The organism is Vibrio sp. CUB2, assembly GCF_001557945.1.
GTDB classification, from domain to species: domain Bacteria; phylum Pseudomonadota; class Gammaproteobacteria; order Enterobacterales; family Vibrionaceae; genus Vibrio; species Vibrio owensii.
Map to the genome: position 1 here is coordinate 492932 of NZ_LNRB01000003.1, position 22382 is coordinate 515313.

General features: G+C 44.9%; 20 protein-coding genes and 2 tRNA genes. 12 read left to right on the forward strand and 10 right to left on the reverse strand.

Annotation, left to right across the window (positions count from 1 at the left end; translation table 11 throughout):
* Nucleotides 1-30: 30 nt before the first annotated feature.
* On the reverse strand, nt 31-1137 hold the full coding sequence (locus ATB78_RS06975; protein WP_005427839.1) for a M20/M25/M40 family metallo-hydrolase: 1107 nt from the start codon (nt 1135-1137) through the stop codon (nt 31-33).
* Between the two features lie 610 nt (nt 1138-1747).
* Nucleotides 1748-2212 carry a TetR family transcriptional regulator gene (locus ATB78_RS06980; protein WP_009705959.1) on the reverse strand — a complete coding sequence of 155 codons (465 nt, stop codon included), beginning with the start codon at nt 2210-2212 and terminating at the stop codon, nt 1748-1750.
* A gap of 390 nt (nt 2213-2602) precedes the next feature.
* Here ATB78_RS06980 and hppD point away from each other — a divergent pair, with 390 nt between their 5' ends.
* The 5 genes from hppD to ATB78_RS07005 all read left to right on the forward strand — a co-directional run bounded on the left by hppD (nt 2603) and on the right by ATB78_RS07005 (nt 7395).
* Nucleotides 2603-3676 (forward strand): 4-hydroxyphenylpyruvate dioxygenase, encoded by a 1074-nt coding sequence (gene hppD, locus ATB78_RS06985; RefSeq protein ID WP_061008198.1) that lies wholly within the window; start codon nt 2603-2605, stop codon nt 3674-3676.
* Nucleotides 3669-4799, forward strand: a complete 1131-nt coding sequence (locus ATB78_RS06990) for a homogentisate 1,2-dioxygenase (RefSeq protein ID WP_061008199.1) — start codon at nt 3669-3671, stop codon at nt 4797-4799. Before hppD ends, ATB78_RS06990 begins: the two co-directional genes overlap by 8 nt.
* A 9-nt stretch (nt 4800-4808) precedes the next feature.
* Entirely contained in the window at nt 4809-5846 is a 1038-nt protein-coding gene (locus ATB78_RS06995) for a fumarylacetoacetate hydrolase family protein (protein WP_061008200.1), read from the forward strand.
* 20 nt (nt 5847-5866) lie between these two features.
* Nucleotides 5867-6535 (forward strand): maleylacetoacetate isomerase, encoded by a 669-nt coding sequence (maiA, locus tag ATB78_RS07000; RefSeq protein WP_061008201.1) that lies wholly within the window; start codon nt 5867-5869, stop codon nt 6533-6535.
* A gap of 197 nt (nt 6536-6732) precedes the next feature.
* On the forward strand, nt 6733-7395 hold the full coding sequence (locus tag ATB78_RS07005; RefSeq protein ID WP_005439975.1) for a DUF2726 domain-containing protein: 663 nt from the start codon (nt 6733-6735) through the stop codon (nt 7393-7395).
* Between the two features lie 106 nt (nt 7396-7501).
* On the opposite strand, the gene ATB78_RS07010 is transcribed toward ATB78_RS07005, so the two are convergent.
* Entirely contained in the window at nt 7502-8434 is a 933-nt protein-coding gene (locus tag ATB78_RS07010) for an alpha/beta hydrolase (RefSeq protein WP_061008202.1), read from the reverse strand.
* Between the two features lie 170 nt (nt 8435-8604).
* On the opposite strand from ATB78_RS07010, the gene ATB78_RS07015 reads away from it, so the two are divergent.
* The 4 genes from ATB78_RS07015 to ATB78_RS07030 all read left to right on the forward strand — a co-directional run bounded on the left by ATB78_RS07015 (nt 8605) and on the right by ATB78_RS07030 (nt 10351).
* Nucleotides 8605-8943 carry a hypothetical protein gene (locus ATB78_RS07015; RefSeq protein ID WP_009697431.1) on the forward strand — a complete coding sequence of 113 codons (339 nt, stop codon included), beginning with the start codon at nt 8605-8607 and terminating at the stop codon, nt 8941-8943.
* A 179-nt stretch (nt 8944-9122) separates the two neighbouring features.
* A tRNA-Val gene (locus tag ATB78_RS07020) sits at nt 9123-9199 on the forward strand.
* 46 nt (nt 9200-9245) lie between these two features.
* Nucleotides 9246-9322, forward strand: a tRNA-Val gene (locus ATB78_RS07025).
* A gap of 207 nt (nt 9323-9529) precedes the next feature.
* Nucleotides 9530-10351, forward strand: a complete 822-nt coding sequence (locus tag ATB78_RS07030; RefSeq protein ID WP_061008203.1) for a mechanosensitive ion channel domain-containing protein — start codon at nt 9530-9532, stop codon at nt 10349-10351.
* A gap of 55 nt (nt 10352-10406) precedes the next feature.
* Here the strand turns inward: ATB78_RS07030 and ATB78_RS07035 are convergent, their stop codons facing one another.
* The 3 genes from ATB78_RS07035 to ATB78_RS07045 all read right to left on the reverse strand — a co-directional run bounded on the left by ATB78_RS07035 (nt 10407) and on the right by ATB78_RS07045 (nt 15834).
* On the reverse strand, nt 10407-11330 hold the full coding sequence (locus tag ATB78_RS07035) for a LysR family transcriptional regulator (protein ID WP_061008204.1): 924 nt from the start codon (nt 11328-11330) through the stop codon (nt 10407-10409).
* A 181-nt stretch (nt 11331-11511) separates the two neighbouring features.
* Nucleotides 11512-14646: a multidrug efflux RND transporter permease subunit gene (locus tag ATB78_RS07040; protein ID WP_061008205.1), complete on the reverse strand. Its 3135-nt coding sequence runs from the start codon at nt 14644-14646 to the stop codon at nt 11512-11514.
* A 9-nt stretch (nt 14647-14655) separates the two neighbouring features.
* A complete protein-coding gene (locus ATB78_RS07045) occupies nt 14656-15834 on the reverse strand; it encodes an efflux RND transporter periplasmic adaptor subunit (protein ID WP_061008206.1) in 1179 nt (392 codons plus the stop codon).
* A 364-nt stretch (nt 15835-16198) separates the two neighbouring features.
* Between ATB78_RS07045 and ATB78_RS07050 the strand changes: the two genes are divergently transcribed.
* Nucleotides 16199-17119 (forward strand): LysR family transcriptional regulator, encoded by a 921-nt coding sequence (locus ATB78_RS07050; protein ID WP_061008207.1) that lies wholly within the window; start codon nt 16199-16201, stop codon nt 17117-17119.
* A gap of 169 nt (nt 17120-17288) precedes the next feature.
* A complete protein-coding gene (locus ATB78_RS07055; RefSeq protein ID WP_061008208.1) occupies nt 17289-18263 on the forward strand; it encodes a porin in 975 nt (324 codons plus the stop codon).
* Nucleotides 18264-18612: 349 nt separating this feature from the next.
* Here ATB78_RS07055 and ATB78_RS07065 read toward each other — a convergent pair whose 3' ends face one another.
* From ATB78_RS07065 to ATB78_RS07080, 4 genes are all read right to left on the reverse strand, one after another.
* Nucleotides 18613-20430, reverse strand: coding sequence for a sulfatase-like hydrolase/transferase (locus ATB78_RS07065; protein WP_061008222.1), 1818 nt, complete (start codon nt 20428-20430; stop codon nt 18613-18615).
* Between the two features lie 117 nt (nt 20431-20547).
* Complete coding sequence (locus ATB78_RS07070; protein WP_033006832.1) at nt 20548-20892, reverse strand: DUF3316 domain-containing protein; 345 nt, start codon at nt 20890-20892, stop codon at nt 20548-20550.
* 309 nt (nt 20893-21201) lie between these two features.
* Nucleotides 21202-21456, reverse strand: coding sequence for a hypothetical protein (locus tag ATB78_RS07075; RefSeq protein WP_240537367.1), 255 nt, complete (start codon nt 21454-21456; stop codon nt 21202-21204).
* The gene (locus ATB78_RS07080; RefSeq protein ID WP_240537368.1) at nt 21411-22088 is read right to left on the reverse strand and encodes a LysR family transcriptional regulator; all 678 of its coding nucleotides are present in this window, start codon (nt 22086-22088) and stop codon (nt 21411-21413) included. Before ATB78_RS07080 ends, ATB78_RS07075 begins: the two co-directional genes overlap by 46 nt.
* 163 nt (nt 22089-22251) lie before the next feature.
* On the opposite strand from ATB78_RS07080, the gene ATB78_RS29350 reads away from it, so the two are divergent.
* Nucleotides 22252-22382: DUF1330 domain-containing protein (locus tag ATB78_RS29350; protein WP_155647768.1), on the forward strand; the 131-nt coding region annotated here is incomplete at its 3' end.

The following is a 22382-nucleotide window of genomic DNA, read 5'->3' on the forward strand; positions in this document are numbered from 1 at the left end:
TTCAGCGTAAACTTCGCTCTATTCTCTAGATTATTTCACTAGGAAGTGCTTAACGAACTCAGTGATTTTCACCATGTCGTCAACGGCGATGAATTCTTCAGTGGTGTGTACTTTCGCCATACCAGTAGAAAGGTTTACCGTTGTTAGACCTTTCTTGTTGAAGTTGTTTGCGTCGCTACCGCCACCAGTGCCTTTTGTGAATGCATCGATGCCCATGTCAGCGAATGCCGCTTTGATTGCTGACACGTGAGCATTGTCTTCTTCGATAACAAATGCGTCGTATGCGCGGCTCGATTCGATTTCAACTTCTGCGCCGTGTTTTTCACATACTGACTCAAAGGTAGAGATCATGTGGTTCACTTGCGCTTCTAGCTTCTCACCGTTTAGAGAGCGAGCTTCAGCAACGATCTTCAGTTCTGGCATCACGATGTTTGTCGCTTGACCGCCATTTACCATACCGATGTTTGCTGTGGTTTCTTCGTCGATACGAAGCAGCTTCATCTGGTTGATTGCATCTGCCGCTACCATGATTGCGCTGATGCCTTCTTCAGGTGCTAGACCCGCGTGTGCTGGGCGACCTTTGATTGTCGCAACGATTTTTTGCTGACCAGGTGCTGCTGTCACGATAGTGCCGATAGGACCGCCTGTATCCAGCACGATCGCTTCTTTAGACGTTACGTGCGTCATGTCGAAGTACTCAGAGCCGAACAGGCCGCCTTCTTCATGCACAGTGAAAGCAAGCTCTAACGTTTTGTGCTCTAGGTTTTCAGCTTGGATGCAGCGAACCGCTTCCATGATCGCTGCGATGCCTGATTTGTCGTCACCACCAAGGATCGTATTGCCTTTAGAGCGAATGATGCCATCTTCGATGATTGGCTCGATACCGATACCAGGCGTTACTGTATCCATGTGGCAGCTCATTAGGATAGAGCCTTCTTTCTTGCCTTCTAGACGTGCGTACACGTTGAAACCGTTAGAAATGTGTTCTGGTACTGGTAGTTTGTGAACCGTAAAGCCTAGTTCGCCCAGTTGCTCAGCCAGAGTTTCTGCAATTTGTTTTTCATTCATAGATTCGCTGTCGATGCGAACCAGTTGGCAGAAATGTTCAACTAAACGTTCTTGATTAATTTGTGTCATTTGGATGTCTCTTTCTTTCTTGGTCGAGACCGCAACGGTATAGAGTGCGAGCCCGAAAGGGAACAGAACACCTCTTATTACACAGCTAATCCATGTGAAAACTGTCTTGAATCAAAAAACACCTCTGCCTGACATTATTCTGACCTGTGAATTACCGGATCTGATGCGGCGGTCACGAAAGTAAATAACAGCTAGGAAAGCACGAGGGTAAGAGGTACGTATGAAATCAGTGTTAGGGGGAATAGGACGTAGAAGAATGATGTGAGCTTTTTACGAATCTCTATATGTCGAGAAAGTCTCTGTTTTAACTGAAGTACTTCAGTATTTATGTACAGAGTCGAGCTATTTTTGTAATTGATGAAAAGTTAGCAGTATATGTGTAGAGCTGATTGTAATTTACCCTCTATTTATTGAAGCAATGTCACGAATGTGGATTAATACAATCTCTGTTTATTCATGTCCTCTCGCACTGCCTTTCTGGATAGACCGAACTCTGCAAAGGGTTCGGTCGCTTTAGTTTCAATGCTGCTAACCTTTTGTTTTTATGTATTCAACACCCTAAAAAAGCAAAAAGCCGAGTAGGGTACTCGGCTTCACTATTGATTTGACTTTATTCGTATCGATGAATGCTTAGCAGAGTTAATCCAATCAACCACTCAACCGTGCGTTGGCTATCTTTGTGCAACTTGTAAGAAGCCACTGCCTCTACCTGATTTTGAAAGTCTTTGAGGTAAGGAGTGTGGTGCTCGCAAACGGTCATCAAGAATGCCAAGCGCCAGATCGCCATGAATTCAGAATCTTCGAAATGTTGCTTCCAACTACTGACAAATGCCTCTTCGCTACCGGACAGGTCGAGCTTATCCACCAACATTTTCAGCAGTCTGCCTTGCAGAGCGCGAGGGATATCGGCTTTCTTTGCAAAGTGGTGGCTTATCCCCGTCCTCGATATTCCCGATTGCTCGCTCAACGTTGTGTAAGACATTTTCTCGTAGCCAAGCGTAATCAGTTGCTCTGTCGCGACATCGAGAATGGTGTTGATCGTAATTTGGGTATCTGCGTGAGTTCGGCGTGCCATAACTATTTGCCAATGTTGTGGTTAAAAAAACGATACTAACACTTATCGTCTTGCATTCCATATAAATATCCTTAACGGAACCTTGTTTGAATGATAAATGCGCGTTACTGCCCAAAATAATCGCCGCGGTAACAAGTTGTTTACATCTTGCTGCGGTGTGTAAATTGATGTGGTATATGATAATGCATTGATATAGCTAGCTTTCCGTATGATTGTCGTAAACGTTTGCTATTACAAAGTTGCGTGTAACATAAATTTTACAACTTCCGTTTAAAACGGCGTAAAGCCAGATTTCCACTCATGTATTCCAATTTTTCTCCTCCTGCGCCAAGTTAGAAATATCGAACGAGAACGTATGTTCAAACACAACAATGACATAAGGAGAAAGTCATGGTGGACACCTACAACCCATTAGGCACGGATGGATTCGAATTTGTGGAATACACAGCGGCGGACAGCGAAGGTATTGAACAACTGAAAGCGCTGTTTGTTTCGTTGGGTTTTGCAGAGATCGCAAAACACCGTTCTAAAGAGGCTTGGCTGTACCGACAAGGTGACATCAGCTTTATCGTTAATGCTCAGCCGCACAGTCAGGCAGAAGGTTTCGCTAAAGTTCATGGTCCTTCAGTTTGTGGCATGGCTTTTCGTGTGCAAGACGCGAACGTAGCACTAAAGCAGGCGCTGGATAACGGCGGTGAAGAGTACAAAACAGAAATCGGTCCGATGGAGCTGAGCATTCCGGCAATTTACGGCATTGGTGAAAGCCTTCTGTACTTCGTTGACCGTTACGGCAAACAGAGCATTTACGATGTTGACTTCCGTTTCTATGACGATGCAGAAGAGCGCCTAGCGAAAGCAGACGTTGGTATGTACGAAATCGACCATCTGACCCACAACGTGAAGCAAGGTAACATGGACGTGTGGTCTGGATTCTACGAGCGCATTGGTAATTTCCGCGAGATTCGTTATTTTGACATTGAAGGGAAGCTGACAGGGCTTGTTAGCCGCGCAATGACCGCACCGTGTGGCAAGATCCGCATTCCAATCAATGAGTCTTCTGACGACAAATCCCAGATTGAAGAGTTCATCCGTGAATACAACGGTGAAGGTATTCAGCACATCGCGATGGCCACCGATGACATCTACCAAACCGTTCAAACACTGCGTGATCGTGGCATGGACTTTATGCCGACACCAGATACGTACTACGAGAAAGTCGACGAACGCGTAAAAGGACATGGGGAAGACGTCAGCAAACTGCGTGATCTGCAAGTCCTCATTGATGGCGCGCCAACCAAAGACGGCATCTTGCTGCAAATCTTTACCCAGACCGTAATTGGTCCGGTGTTCTTCGAAATCATTCAACGTAAAGGTAACGAAGGCTTTGGCGAGGGTAACTTCAAAGCCTTGTTTGAATCGATTGAAGAAGACCAAATCCGCCGAGGGGTACTAAGCGATGCATAAATGGATCACATTCCCTCATCGTGAAGGAATCAGCTCCAAGCAAGCACATGCTGATTTCCCGGAAGAGGCAATTTACGAACGTGAAGCAGGTCGAAGTGGATTTTTCGGCCCTGCGGCACACTTTCATCATCAACACGCACCGACAGGTTGGTCTGAGTGGGAGGGCGATTTACGTCCGCGCGCGTTCGATTTCAACCTAGTCGAAACGGCGAGTCAGATTTCGCCTTGGGCAGTGCCGCATCTTCTACACAACGCCAACTGTAAGATCCGTGTATGGCGTATGGATGAGAAGATGGACTTCTTGGTGCGTAACGCCGATGGCGATGAGCTGCTGTTCATTCATCACGGCACGGCAGATCTTTACTGCGACTATGGTCACCTCAAAGTGAGCGAAGGCGATTACGTAATGATCCCACGCTCGACCAGTTGGCGATTAGAACCAAGTGAACCAATGTTTGTTCTGATGATTGAAAACACCGATGCTGCTTATTCTTTGCCAGAAAAAGGCATGGTGGGCAATCACGCTGTATTCGACCCAGCCGTCCTGGAAACGCCGTCAATTAACGACGAGTTTCGTGCGCAGTACTCTGAAGATCAAACTCAAGTTCATGTGAAGCGCCATGATAAAGTCAGCGTGATTACTTATCCATTCAACCCGCTTGATGCGATTGGTTGGCACGGTGACTTGGCAGTGGTGAAAGTGAACTGGCGTGATATTCGACCTTTGATGTCGCACCGTTATCACTTACCACCTTCTGCTCACACCACGTTCGTTGGTGCTGGATTCGTTGTGTGTACGTTCGTACCTCGTCCAATTGAGAGCGACCCTGGTGCACTGAAGGTGCCGTTCTATCATAACAATGACGATTATGACGAAGTACTGTTTTACCACGCAGGGGATTTCTTCAGCCGTGACAACATAGAAGCAGGTATGGTGACTTTCCATCCAGCAGGTTTTACCCACGGTCCTCACCCGAAAGCGTTCAAAGCGGGTCAGGAGTATAAGAAGAAGTTTACCGATGAAGTGGCAGTGATGATTGATACGCGTCACGCGTTAGAGTTTTCTGACGAGCTCGATAAGGTTGAAAACAAAGAATACGTCTATAGCTGGCAAGAGAAGTAAGGGGCAAGGATGAAATTAGCAACCAAGAAAAATGGTACTCGCGATGGTCTGTTGATGGTCGTGAGCAAAAACCTGACACAATGTGTTCCGGCAACCAAAATTTTCCACGCGATGCATCTAGCACCAACCATGCAAGTGGCATTGGATAACTGGGATAAAGTCGCTCCACAATTGGAAGAGCTTTATAACGCGCTAAACAATGGTTCGGTTTCAGGAAGTGAAGCGTTTGAATCCCACTATCTAGAGTCACCATTGCCTCGCGCCTATCAATGGGCGGATGGCAGTGCTTACGTCAATCACGTAGAACTAGTGCGTAAAGCGCGTGGTGCAGAAATGCCAGAAAGCTTCTGGACCGACCCTTTGATGTATCAAGGCGGTTCTGACGCATTTATCGGTCCTTGCGACAACATCGAATTTGCGAGCGACGAGTGGGGCATCGATTTCGAAGGTGAAGTTGCCGTGATCACCGGTGACGTGCCGATGGGAGCAAGCATCGCAGAAGCACAAGAATCCATTCGCCTTATCATGCTAGTCAATGATGTGTCGTTGCGCGGTTTGATCCCCGCAGAGCTGGCAAAAGGTTTTGGGTTCTTCCAATCAAAACCGTCGTCGGCGTTTTCTCCTGTTGCAGTAACGCCAGATGAACTGGGTGAAGCATGGTATGAAAACAAAGTTCATTTGCCTTTGGTTTCAACCTACAACAATGCACCATTTGGCTGCCCAAATGCAGGCGTAGATATGACGTTTGATTTCGCTGATTTGATTGTCCATGCCAGCAAAACCCGTCCACTTTCTGCGGGTGCAATCATTGGCTCGGGCACAGTATCGAATAAGCAGGGCACGGAGCATGGTACCTCTATCGAGGAGGGGGGCGTAGGCTATTCGTGCATTGCAGAAGTGCGCATGATTGAAACCATTCGTGATGGCAAACCGTCGACGAGCTTTATGTCGTTTGGTGACTCTATCAAGCTTGAGATGTTTGACGCAGATGGCAACTCGATCTTTGGTGCGATTGATCAGCAAGTCAGCCAATACCTAAAACACTGAGAGTGAGGGGCAAGGTAAGTATGAGCGATAACATCACTCTCTATGGCTATTGGCGGTCTTCTGCGGCTTATCGAGTTCGCATTTGTTTGAACTTAAAAGAGCTGAACTATGAGTCCAAATCGGTTCATTTGGGACGTAATGGGGGCGAGCAGCATAGCGCGGAATACCATGAGTTAAACGCCTCTGAGCTTGTGCCAGTGCTGGTGGATGGTGATATTCAACTCAACCAATCTCTTGCCATCATTCAGTATCTCGATGAGCAGTATCCGCAAGTTCGAGTTGTTCCAGAACCATCGCCACTTCGTTACCATGCTTTGGCTATGGCTCAGGATATCGCGATGGAGATCCACCCACTCAACAATTTGCGCGTATTGCAGTACCTAGAAGGGCAGCTGTCGTGTGACCAAGAGACGAAAGTCGAGTGGATTCATCATTGGGTAAATCAAGGCTTTACAGCATTAGAAGAGAAGCTAAACCAGCATCGACAACAACATGGAAACTGTATCTACAGTGTGACTGACTCTCCCTCTGTTGTTGATATTTGCTTAGTGCCTCAAGTGTACAATGCGTTACGTTTTGGGGTGGATATGACACCTTATCCGGTTATTAGCTCGGTTGTAGAGGCATGTAATCAACTGCCAGCGTTTATTGATGCCATGCCAGAGAATCAACCTGACGCGAACAGCTAGCGCTCTCTCTACATCTCAATGATTAACAAACGGGCTCTTAATGGAGTCCGTTTTTGTTCTCTCAACTTGACGTAAAAATCGTGTTCAAAACGTTCGCTACTGTTATCATCACCCCGCAAAATTTATCGGTTTTGTTGCTCTGGTTAAAATTTCCATTTAGGCTTTGAGCAACTAGTTGTTTTGGGCGCACTTTATCTATGACCAACATCTTTATCATTGTTGTTCTACTTGTTGTTTTCTTCTTTATCATTCAAAAGTACGTGATCAAAAACGATGACACGCGAGACTTCCCATACCGTTCGAAAGGTCCTTTATTAAAAGGGCAAGAAGGGGCGTTTTTTAATGCGTTAAGAGCGGCAGTTGGTGATCATGCTGTGGTGTTTGCCAAAGTAAACATGGCAACGTTGATTGCACCAAAAGAGATTAAGAACAAAAAGCAGTTCTTCATTGCCAGTAACCGGATTTCACGAAGCTACTTCGATTACGTTATCTGCGATCCTAGAACGCTTGAACCACGAGTAATTATTGAGCTTGATAACGGTCAGCAGCTGCATAAAGGCAAAGTCGAGCGCCAAAAACTGCTGATGCACGTGTGTAAATCGGCAAACCTTCCTTTGATTGGCGCATCGGTAAAACACAGCTACCAAGTAGGGCGTTTACGTCGTTTATTGGCAGCGCACATTGATCTGATTGAACCGGATAAAGAAGTCCGCTTTTGTAAAAAGTGTGGCAGTCCGATGATCATCAGAACCGCAAGCCAAGGTGAGTTTAAAGGCCGACGCTTCTTCACTTGTAGCCGTCAACCAAACTGTACCTACACCGAAAACTACAACGTGGTGTTTGATACGGAAGACGAATAAACATTTCTTATCCTAGAGAATGAAATAGAGAAAGGCTTCAACTGGATTAGTTGAAGCCTTTTTTCGTGTTGCTCTACGCCTCATTGAGAGTGAGAAGTAAACCGAATTAAGCGGTTGGAACTCTGCGAGTTTTGATTTGTTTTGAAATTGAAGCGATACAGCGCCTTGCAGACTCATTTACTCCGGAGAGTTGAAAGAAACCATGGATAACGCCTGAGTAGCGTTCACAATTTACCTCTACGCCATGAGCAAGCATTAATTCGTGCAATGCTTCGCCCTCATCACGTAAGGGATCAAATTCTGCGGTGATAATTGTCGTAGGAGGTAATCCTCGATAGTCTGCGCTCATAAGGTTTAGGTCCGGCTCAGAAAGCACTTTAGGATCGTTGTTGGTATACAAATCAAAACCAGACAGAAGCATGTTTGCGGTAATGATGTAGTCAGAGCCGTTTTCTTTGTAGCTCTGAGAGCTGCCTTTTGGATCCAACATTGGGTAAATCAGGATTTGCTGTTCTGGTAACCAAGTGGTCAATTTTTTAAGCCTTAACGTCGTCGCTAAAGCTAACTGGCCTCCGGCACTATCGCCCACAAATACCATTCGTTCTGGATTCCCGCCATATTTGTGTCCTTGCTCCTTAATGCCAAGTACAGCTTGGTATACGTCATCGTGCGCGGCAGGATATGTGTATTCTGGTGCGAGTCGATACATTATACAGATGACGATCGAGTTGGATTGAACGGCAATCTGTCTCAACTGAGCGTCATGCGTTTCAAAGCCACCACTGATGAAGCAACCACCATGAAAATAAATCGTGAGCGGTAAGTTATCTTCATTGGTTGGCTGATACACTTTGACCTGAATGCCATTCACTACATCCAAGAACTCTCTTTCTGGTATAGCGCTTTTACCCGCTAATACGGTGCTATTGAGATAACCAGCTCGTCGATCAGCAATAGTTTGTTTTGAAGGGCAAGGCTTACCATTGGATTGGAATTCTTCTACTAACTCTCGAATGCCAGGCTCAAGATTTTGGATCATTTTTTAACTCTTAACGAAAAAATCGACGAATCATAGAATAATTGAAAGACATGTGTATACATACAGTTCAAATGTGTGATGAAGATTAAAAATAGCATTTCGCAACACTTATCAACATCCGTTCTGGTAACTCCTATACTTTGATGAAGAAAGAAGAATAGGGAAGCGTTATGCGATATGGATGGATTCTTTCAGCGCTGCTACTCACGTTCAGTAGTCATGCACAGCAGTCACTCAAACCACTAGAATGCCAATTAACTGATACACCTCAGGACCATTTCTTGTTTTATCGTGAGCAGATGGTTTACCACAGTGAGCAGTTTGCGATTTTCCAAAACTTTAAAGGGCGAGTCAGTACTCAAGTGGATCTTAAAACGGGCAAACTGATTCGTACTACGTTTATTGGTGAACCGTTCGAGCCTAAATACCAAATTTTGTTTGGCGATTGCCCAAACGTATCGCAAGTTTTGCAAATTTGGATGCTCAGTGAAGTGCCTTACGACAATTAACCCAAAACACAAAAGTTAAGTAGATCACACTTTTAACCTCACTCAAGTTGAGGCTTGACGATAAAATCATCTGAAAACGGGTGTTGAGTTTAGATTTTCGCCAAACGATTCAAAGTTAATGAATTTATGCTTGCACCCCTCATAGGATATAGCTAATATCCTTCTCGTTCTTAAGGAATGGGTCCGTAGCTCAGTTGGTTAGAGTACTACCTTGACATGGTAGGGGTCGGCGATTCGAGTTCGCCCGGACCCACCACTCCTTAAAGCCATACTAAAACCAAAGTATGCCGAACATAAAATTTGGGTCCGTAGCTCAGTTGGTTAGAGTACTACCTTGACATGGTAGGGGTCACCAGTTCGAATCTGGTCGGACCCACCAAATTTAAACGCAAAGCCCGCTATTTTAGCGGGCTTTGTTGTATCTAGAACCTATCACGCTGTATTCAAATCCCTTCTAGAATTCGATAAACCCTGCCAATACAAACGAAAAGTGTGATTGTCTTTTTTAATCTTGCCTTGAGACAGTTGCAGTGGCCGATTGGTCGAACCAAAGTACCTCTTTTTTGATATTTAGAGAGGGACTCGCATGTGGGAAAACATATCTTTAGAAACACTGTATGAGAAGTGCTTGGAGCTTTTACTGACGTTTGGGCCAAAGTTTATCTTGGCTTTGATTGTTCTGTTCGTGGGCTGGTGGATTGTAGGCAAAGTCAGTCGCGCTATTGAAGTCGCGTTAGAAAAGATGAAGATAGAGCACGGCTTACGCGGTTTTCTTTCTTCCTTGGCTTCTGTCATTTTAAAGATCCTTTTGATCATTTCTGCCGCTTCTATGATTGGTGTTGAGACTACCTCATTTATTGCGATGCTAGGTGCTGCGGGCCTTGCTGTTGGTATGGCGCTTCAGGGTAGCTTGTCCAACTTTGCGGGTGGTGTGTTAATTCTGTTCTTCAAACCATTTAAAGTGGGGGATGTGATTGAAGCGCAAGGGCACATGGGGAAGGTCGTTGATATCCAGATTTTTGTGACCGTGCTGCTGACTTATGACAACCAAAAAATCATCATCCCTAACGGATCATTGTCTAACGGAACGGTAAAGAATCTGTTTTGTGAAGAGAAGCGACGTATCGATATTGAGTTTGGTATTAGCTACGGTGACGATATCCATAAAGCCCGCCGTGTTCTCATGCAAGTGATGGAGAACTACGAACTGATCATCAATGACCCCGAACCTACTGTGCATGTGAGCCAACACGGTGACAGCCATATCGGTATGTTAGTGTGGGCTTGGGTCGATTCAGAAAACTACTGGCCGGCTTACTTTGGCCTTTATGAACGAGTGAAAGATGCCTTTGATTCAGAAGACATCACGATTCCATTCCCTCAACGAGATGTTCACATCCATAACTAACAAAAAAGGAGCGTCAGCTCCTTTTTTTAAATTTGCTCATTTGTTGTGAAAGCCATTAACGAAAATAAGCTTCCCAGTTCGCTGGCGTGCCGATGACATCTTGGACGATGTCGATAAACTCTTTGAGCAAAGGTGAATGCTGTCGATGGGTGTACATCGCGTAGATATCACCATGTGTTGGGATATCGTAATCCGCCAATAGCTGAACTAAGCCCATTGATTCCAACTCTTCATGCACCATGAACTGACCAATCTGAGCGTAGCCGAGCCCAGCTTTTGTGCTCTCTATGATCAATTCAGGTTCATTGACGCGGTAAGCGCTCGTCATTGAATACACATCCAACTGGTCTGGCTCTGTTTTCGAAATGAACTTCAATTTGTCAGCGTTAAAGTTTCCATTGGCATACACAATGGAAGGCAGCAAAGACAACGCTTGAGGGGTTTTCGGTTCACCATGTTTTTCAATAAACGATCGGGACGCCACAATAGCGACTTTGTTCTCTGCCAGTCTTTTCGCGACGAGGGTAGAATCGCGCATCGGACCAATTCGAAACGCAATATCGAAGTTGTTGCCGACCACGTCAACATGATGGTCATCTAAGAGAAGCTCAATCGATGCTTTCGGAAGTTGCTCCAAAAAGCGCTGAATAGCGGGCTGCAAATATTGGCGTCCGAACATTGTCGAACTTGAGATCTTTAGATTGCCACTCAAATCCGTTTGGAATGAAGAGGTAAGTTGCTTCGTCTCGTCCAATAGTGTCGAGATTTGCTCGGCTTTCTCTATCACTTGTAAGCCAATTTGAGTCATGGAAAGAGAGCGAGTGGTGCGGTTTACCAGACGAACGCCAAGGTATTCTTCAAGCTGCTTGATATGTTTGGACAGAACAGAGCGGTCCATGTTCATGCGATCAGCGGCTTTGGCGAAAGATCCCGCTTTGGATACTTCTAGCAGCAGTTCGAGTTTGTTTGCTAAATCCAATGGTGTGCTCCTTGAGTCGTTGGATTCACGTTATAAAGCCTTGCTTAGGTGAATGTCTAGTCCGATTTGTTTCGTCAGGCTTATTGATACAGCTAACGCAATGAAACTTATCGATAAAGCTATAAGTAAAAAGGAACCGAGCAATGTCGGTTCCTTTTTCTATTTAGTGGTCAAAAAAGCGTTATCTCTGTTTTCGACCTTTACTGACGAGCATGTAAAACACTGGGGTGAGTAGCAAACCGAAGAAGGTCACACCCACCATGCCGGAGAACACAGCAATACCCATCGCTTGACGCATCTCAGCACCGGCTCCACTACCTAGCACAAGAGGAACAACGCCTGCCGTGAAGGCGATAGAGGTCATCAAGATTGGACGCAAACGTAAGCGACATGCTTCCAAAATTGCAGACAAATGATCTTTACCACTGCCTTTCAACTCGTTAGCAAACTCGACCATGAGAATGGCGTTCTTACATGCGAGCGCGACCAATACAATCAATGCGATCTGGGTGAAGATGTTGTTATCGCCTCCAACTAGCCATACACCGCCAAGGGCAGAGAAGATAGTCATCGGGACAATTAAGATGATCGCCAATGGCAACTTCAAGCTCTCGTACTGCGCAGCAAGTACCATGAACACCAGCAATACAACCAATGGGAAAATGTAAACCATGGTATTGCCCGCCAAAATTTGTTGGTAAGTAACGTCAGTCCATTCATACACCATACCTTCTGACAAGTTCGCTGCTAGCACATCTTCTATGGCTTTTTGCGCTTCGTCTGAACTGTAACCGAAGGCTGGGCTGCCATTAAGCTCGGCACTCGGGTAGCCGTTGTAATGCATCACACGATCTGGGCCAATGGTCGGCGTAATCTCAAGCACTGCGCCAAGTGGGACCATCTTGCCTGATGCACTTCTTACTTTGTAAGACAAGATTTGCTCAGGGTCGAGACGGTAATCAATATCGGCTTGTGCATTTACTTGGTATGTACGACCAAACATATTGAAGTCGTTGACATACAATGAACCTAAGTAAACTTGCAGTGCGTTGAAGACTTCTTCCAATGGAATGCCTTGTAACATGGCTTGCTCACGGTCAACGTTGATATCCATTTGAGGCACCTGAATACGGAACGTTGAGTAAAGTCCCATAAGCTCTGGGCGTTTGCTTGCTTCTTGAATCACCAAGTTCAACTGCTGGAACAACTGGTCGAAGCCTTTATTACCACGGTCTTCAATTTGTAATTTGAAGCCACCGGTCGAGCCTAAACCTTGGATCGGAGGTGGTGGGAAAATAGCGACGAACGCTTCATCGATTACGGCAAATTTCTGGTTCAATGCTGCGACAATGGCATTGGCACCTAAACTTGGATCTGTTCGGTTTTCAAATGCGTCCAACGTAACAAAAACAATGCCGCTGTTTGGGCTATTGGTGAAGCCATTTACAGACAATCCCGGGAAGGAAATGGTCTGTGAAACACCAGGCGTCGCCAGAGCAAGCGTCTCCATTTCTCGAATCACTTCTTCCGTTCGATCTAAGCTCGCGGCATCAGGTAATTGAGCGATGGCAACCAAATACTGTTTGTCTTGTTGTGGAATAAAACCACCAGGTACGGCGTTAAACAGCGAGCCTGTACCACCAAGCAGAACGAGGTAGGCAGCAACGACAATCGCGCTGAAACGAACCAGTTTCTTCACCAAAGCTTCATATCGGTTTGAACCATAATCAAACAGCTTGTTAAACGGCTTGAACAGGAACTTGCCAAACACGGCGTCCAAAATACGCGTTAAACGATCGGGTTTTGCACCTTTTTCTTTCAATAGTAAGGCAGACAAGGCTGGAGAAAGGGTCAGAGAGTTGATTGCCGAAATGATGGTTGAAATCGTGATCGTCAAGGCAAACTGTTTGTAGAACTGACCAGACAAACCAGTAATAAACGTCGTAGGGATGAATACCGCACACAGCACCAAAGCAATAGCGATGATGGGGCCGGTCACTTCTTCCATGGCTTTTTTGGTCGCTTCAAGCGGTTTTAAGCCATTGTGAATGTTCCGTTCTACGTTCTCGACCACCACGATCGCGTCATCCACAACAATACCGATAGCCAATACCAAGCCAAATAAGGATAGGGTGTTGATTGAGACGCCAAGCATTTGCATCACAGCGAAAGTACCAACAAGAGAAACCGGTACGGCAATGATTGGGATGATGGATGCTCGCCATGTTTGTAAGAACAAGGTCACAACGATAACCACCAATACAATCGCTTCAAGCAAGGTGCTGATTACGGCATTGATTGAACCGCGTACGAAGACGGTTGGATCATAAGCAATCTCGTAAGAAACGCCTTGAGGGAACTTCTTCGATAGCTCCGCCATGGTGTCACGAACTTCATTTGATAACTCAATCGCGTTAGCGCCCGGGCGTTGGAAGATTGGCATGGCGACCGCAGAGTTGCCGTTTAACAGTGCACGCAGAGCATAGGTGTTTTGACCGAGTTCAATACGAGCAACGTCTTTCAAACGAGTCAAAGCACCGTTATCACCCACTTGAACAATGATGTCGTTAAACTCGTCGATGTTCTCCAAACGACCTTTCACGTTGAGCAACACCTGGAACTGATTATCAATAGTAGAAGGTTGTGCGCCAAGTGAGCCAGCCGCGACTTGTTGGTTTTGCTGTCTTACCGCATTAACCACGTCCATTGCGGTTAAGTTGCGAGAGGCTAATGCGTCTGGATCGAGCCATAAGCGCATTGAGTACTCGCCGCCACCAAACAACTGAACGTCACCCACACCGCCAAGGCGAGCGATATCATCTTTGATGTAAAGGTTCGAGTAGTTCGCGAGGTAACTGACTTCTCGACTGTTATCTGGAGAGTAGATATGTACCACCATGGTCAGATCTGGTGATGCTTTCTCTGCGACGACACCTAAGCGTTGTACGGTTTGAGGCAAACGCGGTAGGGCGCTGTTCACGCGGTTTTGAACCTGAACCTGAGCTTTATCGAGATCAGTGCCAAGCGCGAAAGTGACCGTTAGTGTCATTCGACCATCGCTGGTTGCTTGAGAAAACATGTAGAGCATATTTTCCGTGCCGTTTATCTCTTGTTCCAACGGCGTTGCTACCGTCTCTGCGATGATCTTTGGGTTCGCACCTGGGTAGTTCGCGGTTACGACAACCGTAGGCGGCACGACTTCTGGGTATTCACTCACTGGGAGTTGGAACAAAGAAATGCTACCAACAATCAGTATGAGTAGAGAGAGCATCGATGCGAAGATCGGTCTCTGGATGAAAAAATGCGCAAACTTCATTGAATCGCCTTACTTTTGTGCATTTGTCGTAGGTTGAGTGGTTTTTGAAGGGGCGGACGCCAAGATCAACGGCACAGACGTAAGGTCGAGCTCGACGTTTCTTGGTTGAATTTGAGTGCTAGGGCCGACCTTTGCAGGGCCATTGACGGCAATGATGTCGTCTGAATCCAAACCTTGTGTAATAGCGCGGTACTTGCCGTAACGCTCACCGACTTCTACTTGCTGATATTGCAGAACATGGTCCTTGTTCATGGTCAGAACAAAGCGGTTTTCTAGGTCAGTACCGATAGCACGTTCTGGGATCAACACTTCTTCTTTTGGCAAGCTGGTCGTGATTTGCACGCGACCAAAAGAACCAACTCGTAGCGGTCGATTGTTGGCATTGAACACAGCGCGAACCTGTAATGTGCCTGTATTTGGATCGATCGTATTGTTGATAAAATCGATGTAACCAAAGTAAGGGCGCTGCTCTTTGCCTGTTAACTGCAGGCGAGCCGGCGTCTTGCTCGCCGCTGTGGTGTCAGAGAAATTGCGGTTCCATGTACGCTCATCAACGTTGAAATAAGCGTAAACTTTGTCGTTGGAAACAATGTTACTGATGATGCTTTGGTTTGCCGTTACGTTGTTACCTTCAGTGATAAACGCATTCGAGATGGTGCCGCTAATAGGTGCGTAGATTTGTGTGAACTCAAGATCAAGCTTGGCGGATTTCAACTGAGCCTGAAGTGCCAATACTTCCGATTTTCGTTGTTTAACTGATGTCGAGCGAGATTCCGCTTGCTCTTCGGATATGGCTCGACGCTCCACCAATTTTGATGCACGGCGCAAGTCACTCTTCGCTTGTTCTAGGGAGGCTTTCGCGCTCAGTAATTGCGCTTCAAGGCGTGCGACTTCTGCTTCAAAGGTTCTTGCATCGAGTGTTGCGAGTAGGTCGCCTTTTTGTACTGCTTCTCCATCTTCAAATTCAATGGTTTCAATCACGCCCGATACTCGTGGCATAAGAGAAACCTCTTGAGGCGCTTCAAGTCGCGTCGTAAAGGTAAACCACGATTGAACCGGTTCATATGCTACGGTCGCCACGTCTACAGGGACAAACGCAGGAGCTTGTTGTGTTGCTGGTTTGTCATCAGAGCTGCAAGCGGACAATACCGCTAGGCTAATTCCTGTAACCACTGCTTTTTTTAACATAATCAATCCTCGTCAAAAATTTGAGGAGGCGATTCTACTGAGAGGAATTGTGGAGAATAAGTGCATAGATAAAACATATAGAATTGAAAAAAATGCACGAATCAATCAATGTAAACTAAATTCTTTTTATTTTTAGAAACTTAGAAATATAAACCCTGCGAATGTTGTTGATATATATATTAGTTCGAAATGGTTTATATCAATTTGTAATAGAGAAAATGCGTCGATAAAACACAGTTAAATCAAAGTTTAAATAGCCAAATGATGCATTTTTATCATTTCATTAGTGCAAAAATAACCATAATAATTATTGATGGATTTTGTAAAATCGGCTCTTCATCACAATACTAGGAGAGGGAGTTGGATGGATCTTGCTACACAGCTTGAGTTGTTATTGGACGTTGCGGAGTTTGGTACGTTTGCCAAGGCAGCGGATAGGAACCACATTGATCGCTCCGCGCTGTCTAAGCAAATTAAAAGATTGGAAGATGATTTAGGATTGCGCTTGTTAAACCGCTCAACACGTTCTCTGTCTTTGACAAGTGCAGGTACAGAGATGGTAAAGCAAGCCAAAAAGGTAAGGGAAGTTCTCAATGAAACCAAGAAGATAGCCGAAACGTTTCACGATGAGCCTCGCGGGCATCTGAAGATTTCTAGCTCAACGTTTTTTGGTCGAACTTACATCAATCGTGCTATTGAATTGTTCATCAAGAAATACCCTGAAATCAGTGTTGAGCTGGTGTTAGATGATAATCGGGTTGATGTGATCAGTGAAGGTTATGATGTTGTATTTCGAATTGGTCAAATTCGTGATTCCAATATGATCGTCAGAAAGCTTGCCTCCAATAAGTTGGCATTAGTCGCTTCAAGAGATTTTATTGATACGTATGGTATGCCAGAAACACCAGAAGAATTGATTAAATTGCCATCAATCGTATATTCAAACGAAAGCTTTATTGCTGATAAATTACGCATCCCGACGAGTTTAGATTCGGATGAAACAAAAACGTTTACTATGAGAGGGCAATACTTAGTCAACGAAGCTGCGTCAATTATCGATTCTGTAAAATCTGGTTTAGGTTATGCGTTAATTGGCCAGTTTTATTTGCAAAAGCACATTGATGAACAAGGGTTAATTCGTTTATTACCAGATTATAAATTACCCGATTCTGGCGAAGTTTATGCGATGTACTCTCATCGTGATCAGCAACCTCTTGGTAAGCTCTTTATTGATATGGTTCAAGAGGTGATTGGTAAACCTGCTATTTGGGAAAACTACCTATAATGTTCTAGTTTGTTTATTAGAATATAGTAATTATTTTATTTGTAAATGTTTAACAGGGAAGTTATTCGTTCAAAAATAACCATTTTAAATAGTAAAATTGTCGCTAATATAAAATAATAATTTGAGCATAATTGTCACCGCTTATTAACAAACAAGTAGTGGTAATTAAATGAAAATGAATAAAACAGCCTTCGTAGTTCTTTCTCTTATTGTAGCGAATGGTGCATCAGCAGCAGAAGTATTCTCTAACGATACAACAACACTCGATGTTCATGGCCGTATGCAGGGTATGTATTATTTCTCTGATGATAAAGACGTAGATGGCGATAACAGTTACGTACGTGTTGGCCTAAGCGGCGAATCTAAAATTAATGATGATCTTTACGCGTTTGGTCTTTATGAGCTTGAGTTTAAATCAAACCGTCGTGACGTTAACGGTGTTGAAGATGATGAGTTTGATGTACGTAAAGGCTATGTGGGTGTTGCGACAGATTACGCAACGTTCAGCTACGGTCGCCAATACGGTGCTGTGACGCTGGTTTCTGATTACACCGATATCTTCCCTGAGTTTGGTAACGAAGCGGCAGGCGTGAGTGCAGACGTATTTGGCACTGGCCGTTCAGACTCAGTCTTCAAAGCAACGGCAAGCATTGCTGGCTTAAACGTTCATGCAAGCTACCAAGCAGAAAACGACGAGGTGTCGACTGACTCGAACTCATACGGTATCGCTGCAGATTACCAACTGCCGTTTGGCTTTAAAGTGGCACTAGGTTACAACGAAGGTGAAACACTTACAGGCGGTAATGACGCTGAGTTGTTCACTTCTGCGATCTCTTACGAGTACGATGCATTCTACGTGGCGGCGCTGTACAGTGATGGCGAAAACTGGGCAAAAGACGGTTCTGATGTAAACGCGGATTACACTGGTATTGAAGCCGTTGCAACGTACAAAGTGACTGATGATTTCCTTGCGTTGGTAGGTTACAACAACCTAGAGCGTAATGACGTTGATACGGTTGATTACGTATCTATCGGCGCGGAGTACAACTTAACAGAAAACTTTAAAGCGCTAGCAGAATACAAAATCAATGATGTTGAAAATGAAGACGACGTATTTGCCGTTGCTGCTCGTTACTCATTCTAATCACTGATTAACATACAAGCCGATGAAGATAACTTCATCGGCTTTTTTTGTATCTGTTATTTCTGGCGGCTATTTTTACCATAATGAATGGATAATATAAATCGTGAGTGAACTCATGGTTTGATTTATTATTCTTTCCGTTAGCTAATCCACTGCTAGGAAGGTTAACATTTACGTATATTTGTATTTCTTAATGTTTTGCAGCAAATTATTTGCTGCTTTTTTTGCTTGTAATTTGCACTTGTTATTATTTGTTCCCAAAATATTCCCGTTTCCCGTTTCCCGTTTCCCGTTTCTGCTCGATATAAAAAAGCCCCGCGTAAAGCGAGGCACGATAGTAGTAGGCTGCTCAATAATAGAAACGGGACATTTCATCGAGTGCTCTCTGCATGGTTTCGACCGGAACTCGACCCGAATGATCGATGTGTAAATCATTTCGAAGCAGTTGCGAATGCCCGCCCGGGTTAACCACAAGCATGTTCTCTCTTCCGACTAGCGCGTAGTTGTAATAACTGCCAGCAATGAACCAATCACGAGATGCGTTTTCGTTAAACAGGTTATGACCGACACTGTAAGATTCGGGGCTCGTCGTCACGTCAAAGAGCTGATTCATGAGTGTAGGAACAACATCGAAATGAGTGGTTCGATAACGGATTGTTTGAGGCGCTTTCTTTGGCATATACACGTAAAGCGGAACGTGAACCTGAGTCGCACTGTAGTTGCCAGTATGACCCCAGTAGTTCATCTGATGGTCGTTGAATTCTTCACCGTGATCGGAAGTGATTACAACGATGGTGTTGTCTAAATCCACGTTATCCAGCACTTGTGCAATCAAACTGTCGATATAGTACAGAGAGTTCTTATAGCGATTGTGATAAAGCGTGGCATCGAAGTCATTGTTAAGTTTGATGTGGTCGACACGCTCCCAATAAGGCGTGAACTTAGCAAATTCAGGCTCAGGAAAGCTGCTTCCATGTGCTGCATCATAGAACAGAAATCCGAAGTACGGGTCGTCACTCGTTTGGTTCTTAAATTCAATAAACTCATCAGTGATTTCTTGGTCTCGCTCTACCTGCGTTTTGCCATCGCGCTTAAGCATCAGGTTTTCAACGTTTTTGAAAACGGTGCGTGACAAAGGAGGGCTGGTGAGTGAAGCAGAACCAAAGACGCCCATGCGATATCCTTGGCCTTGTAATGCATCCATAAACACAGGTGACTTTTGGCTCGCGTAAAAGCTGTTCCAGTACGTGGCGGGTAAGCTATAAAACAAGCTGAAAACGCCGGCCTGTGTTGAGTTGCCGCCACTCATGTGCTCAGAAAAGTTGATGGCTTGCTCCGCAAATTGCGTGATATTGGGCATGATTTCGGCGGTTGCATCACTGTAACGCCAAGCGTCAATTAAAATAAACAGGACATTCGGCTTTGTTTCTTTGGAAGAGACTGATAATGGCGCGAGGGGATAATTGAGAGATCCACTTTTGACGGCCTTCAGTTCAACTCGGTTCTGAGCCGCGATGGTTTGATCCACCAAATGATGTTTGTAGATAAATTTACGCGCAGTGAGCGGGTAATAGAGAGGCCAGTTATTCGTGAATTGGCTTACCTCATCGTCATAGAGAGCGTTCTTATAGGCATGGATGAATTGCGTACTGAGCAATAGGACAAACCAAACACTGAACAACAGATATTTCAGACGGCTCGACGCAAGTTTGCCGCTTAACCAAACCGTCATCACTAACCCTAAAATGAGTAGCGCGATCTCTCCAACGAAAATCAACCACGTCATCCAAGATATTTCAAATACCTCTTGTCCACCTTCAAAGAACATGCGGATAAGTAAGGCGTTGATGTGGAGCTTGTACTGCTGAAAAACCAAAATGTCGACATTCAGCATGAGCAAGAGTGCGATGGCAACGAGGAACACCGCACCTTTGAATAGATGCGATGGCAAGAACGAGAGCAACAGACAGCAAAGTAAGAATGGCAGTGCAATCAGGCCAAGCCAAGCGTATTGGGTTGCGACCAAATAATACAATTGAAGGGCGGTAAGTGGTCCAGAAAATGAGTTTGAAAAAAGAAACGGATAGCAAACGATGGATAAATAGATGGAAAAACAGGCGAAGAAAGCCATCAACCACGCGCTATTATTCGCAGTTTGTTTGAACATAGTTTTTAGAAGTGTTGTGTCACGAGAGTGATGAGAAGACGGGAAGTTTCCCAGATGAAACAACCTCTCCACCGTAAGAGAGGGTGGAGAAGTTATCAAAAACGTGCGGAATTGAGCTTAATTGTTGCCAGAGTCGCTTGCACGATAGTTGTAGAAGACATTCACGATCGCACGGTATTTTACTTCGTCACGTTGCTCTGAATATTCTTCTACCGTTACGTAAGTGTTGTCTAAACGGATGTCGCGTGCGAATCCATGACCAATAATGCTCAGTTCACGGCGCAATTCGGTTTGAGACATGTCTTGAATCTCGTTGATAAGATCAAAGCTTGCTTCGTAAGCGGATGATTTATCGGCGAAGTTATCCGTTACAATTCTCTGTGTACCATGCTCAGTGTGGATACCTGCAAAGGCAGAAAAACTTGCGAGCATAAGAGAAGTTAGAGTCATTAGCTTTTTCATAGTGTCACCTAAAGTAATATTTGATTAAACGGTAAAGTGTCTAACGAATCCCTGTTTCTTTACTTGACGGAAGAGATTGTGCCATGAGGTTTTTGTGACGTGAATCACTATGTTTTCCATTCATTGTGGTGAAATTGTCCCGATTCTAGACTTGAGAAAACCTCATTTAAATTAGGGGATTAGACAAAAACAATTGCCCACAAAAGCATCAAAAATGAGTTGGTTTTGATGTGGATTTAGAATGCAAAAAAAGCGATGACCTCGATAAGGCCATCGCTCTTCAAGAACAGGGTTAGACGTTGTGTTTGGTTATTTAACGGCAGTGATGATCTCGCCAGTTGCACTGTATTCCAACAGGTTTACATAGTGCTGAGCAACCTCGATAGCTGGCATGCCCGGTTCAGGATCCATACCCATTGCAACCATGGTTTCTGCGACCCACCCAGGAGACACGGCGTTGATTCGAATTCGATCAATCTCGGTGACCGCCGCTTTTATTGCCGCTTCTACTGCTGCATTTACGGTGGTAACGATGCCACTGCCTTGGAATGGGTGCTGAGCCAATGTTCTCCGTGGTTGTCCTTCAATGGCCAAGTGTATGATCGACCCGACGAAAGAGGGCGATAAACGATGCAGTTGTGTTGATGAAGATCTTCCACACTACGTGGGAGGCCAAACGTTTCAACATATTCTTTGCTCGCAAATATGCCGCTTTGCATTTGATAAATCGTTCGCGCCACCAAGCGGCTGTCTTCGTTTATCTGATTGCCAACACTCACATCGAATCCTTCATCGACGACGTCTAAGATGCGATCACTCAAGACTAAATCTAGCTCGATCTCTGGATACAAGTTCAGAAACTCGGCGATATGCGGCATAACAAACTTACGCCCAAAGCTGTCAGGCAAATTGACTTTAAGTTTGCCGGCAGGGTTTTTATTCTGCTCAGACAGACCATCAATGCTTTGTTCAATTTCTGATAGTAACGGTGAGACGCGTTGATAAAGACTGGCGCCATCTTCTGTTAATGAAAACTGACGTGTGTTGCGATGGAAAAGTCTCACCCCTGTTTGTCTCTCCAAAGCGGCGACGCCTTTACTCACTGCCGCTGCAGAGATCCCTAGCTTGCGCCCAGCCGCAGAAAAGCTGCCTTCTTGAGCAGCCGCAATAAACAAAGGAAGTTGAGTCGGAAGCATAAGTCGTGATCCTTCAATTCGAGCTTTTTTGATGTAATGCGTTAAAGCATGGAACAGATTCAACTTCTAGTTATAACTGATTCAACGTGTCGAGATCTACCGTTACAAATCGAGAGGCGTATGGTGAGACTTACTGATTCAATCAAACAAATAGGCAATCAACATGACACCAACTTACCTTTATATACAGTTTAAAATTCAGGATATGGAAGCTTTCAATGAGTATGCTGAGCGTGTTTCTGAAACCACTCAAATCTATGGTGGTCAGACGATTGCGATCAACAAATCACCAAC

Excerpts from the sequence above, each read along its gene's own strand:
- ATB78_RS07040 (WP_061008205.1), bottom strand. The coding sequence starts at position 14,646 with ATGAAGTTTGCGCATTTTTTCATCCAGAGACCGATCTTCGCATCGATG.
- ATB78_RS07065 (WP_061008222.1), bottom strand. The coding sequence starts at position 20,430 with ATGTTCAAACAAACTGCGAATAATAGCGCGTGGTTGATGGCTTTCTTC.
- ATB78_RS06995 (WP_061008200.1), top strand. The coding sequence starts at position 4,809 with ATGAAATTAGCAACCAAGAAAAATGGTACTCGCGATGGTCTGTTGATG.
- ATB78_RS07015 (WP_009697431.1), top strand. The coding sequence starts at position 8,605 with ATGCGATATGGATGGATTCTTTCAGCGCTGCTACTCACGTTCAGTAGT.
- ATB78_RS07070 (WP_033006832.1), bottom strand. The coding sequence starts at position 20,892 with ATGAAAAAGCTAATGACTCTAACTTCTCTTATGCTCGCAAGTTTTTCT.
- ATB78_RS06990 (WP_061008199.1), top strand. The coding sequence starts at position 3,669 with ATGCATAAATGGATCACATTCCCTCATCGTGAAGGAATCAGCTCCAAG.
- ATB78_RS07010 (WP_061008202.1), bottom strand. The coding sequence starts at position 8,434 with ATGATCCAAAATCTTGAGCCTGGCATTCGAGAGTTAGTAGAAGAATTC.
- ATB78_RS07005 (WP_005439975.1), top strand. The coding sequence starts at position 6,733 with ATGACCAACATCTTTATCATTGTTGTTCTACTTGTTGTTTTCTTCTTT.
- ATB78_RS06975 (WP_005427839.1), bottom strand. The coding sequence starts at position 1,137 with ATGACACAAATTAATCAAGAACGTTTAGTTGAACATTTCTGCCAACTG.
- hppD (WP_061008198.1), top strand. The coding sequence starts at position 2,603 with ATGGTGGACACCTACAACCCATTAGGCACGGATGGATTCGAATTTGTG.
- ATB78_RS06980 (WP_009705959.1), bottom strand. The coding sequence starts at position 2,212 with ATGGCACGCCGAACTCACGCAGATACCCAAATTACGATCAACACCATT.
- ATB78_RS07055 (WP_061008208.1), top strand. The coding sequence starts at position 17,289 with ATGAAAATGAATAAAACAGCCTTCGTAGTTCTTTCTCTTATTGTAGCG.
- ATB78_RS07045 (WP_061008206.1), bottom strand. The coding sequence starts at position 15,834 with ATGTTAAAAAAAGCAGTGGTTACAGGAATTAGCCTAGCGGTATTGTCC.
- ATB78_RS07050 (WP_061008207.1), top strand. The coding sequence starts at position 16,199 with ATGGATCTTGCTACACAGCTTGAGTTGTTATTGGACGTTGCGGAGTTT.
- ATB78_RS07030 (WP_061008203.1), top strand. The coding sequence starts at position 9,530 with ATGTGGGAAAACATATCTTTAGAAACACTGTATGAGAAGTGCTTGGAG.
- maiA (WP_061008201.1), top strand. The coding sequence starts at position 5,867 with ATGAGCGATAACATCACTCTCTATGGCTATTGGCGGTCTTCTGCGGCT.
- ATB78_RS07080 (WP_240537368.1), bottom strand. The coding sequence starts at position 22,088 with ATGCTTCCGACTCAACTTCCTTTGTTTATTGCGGCTGCTCAAGAAGGC.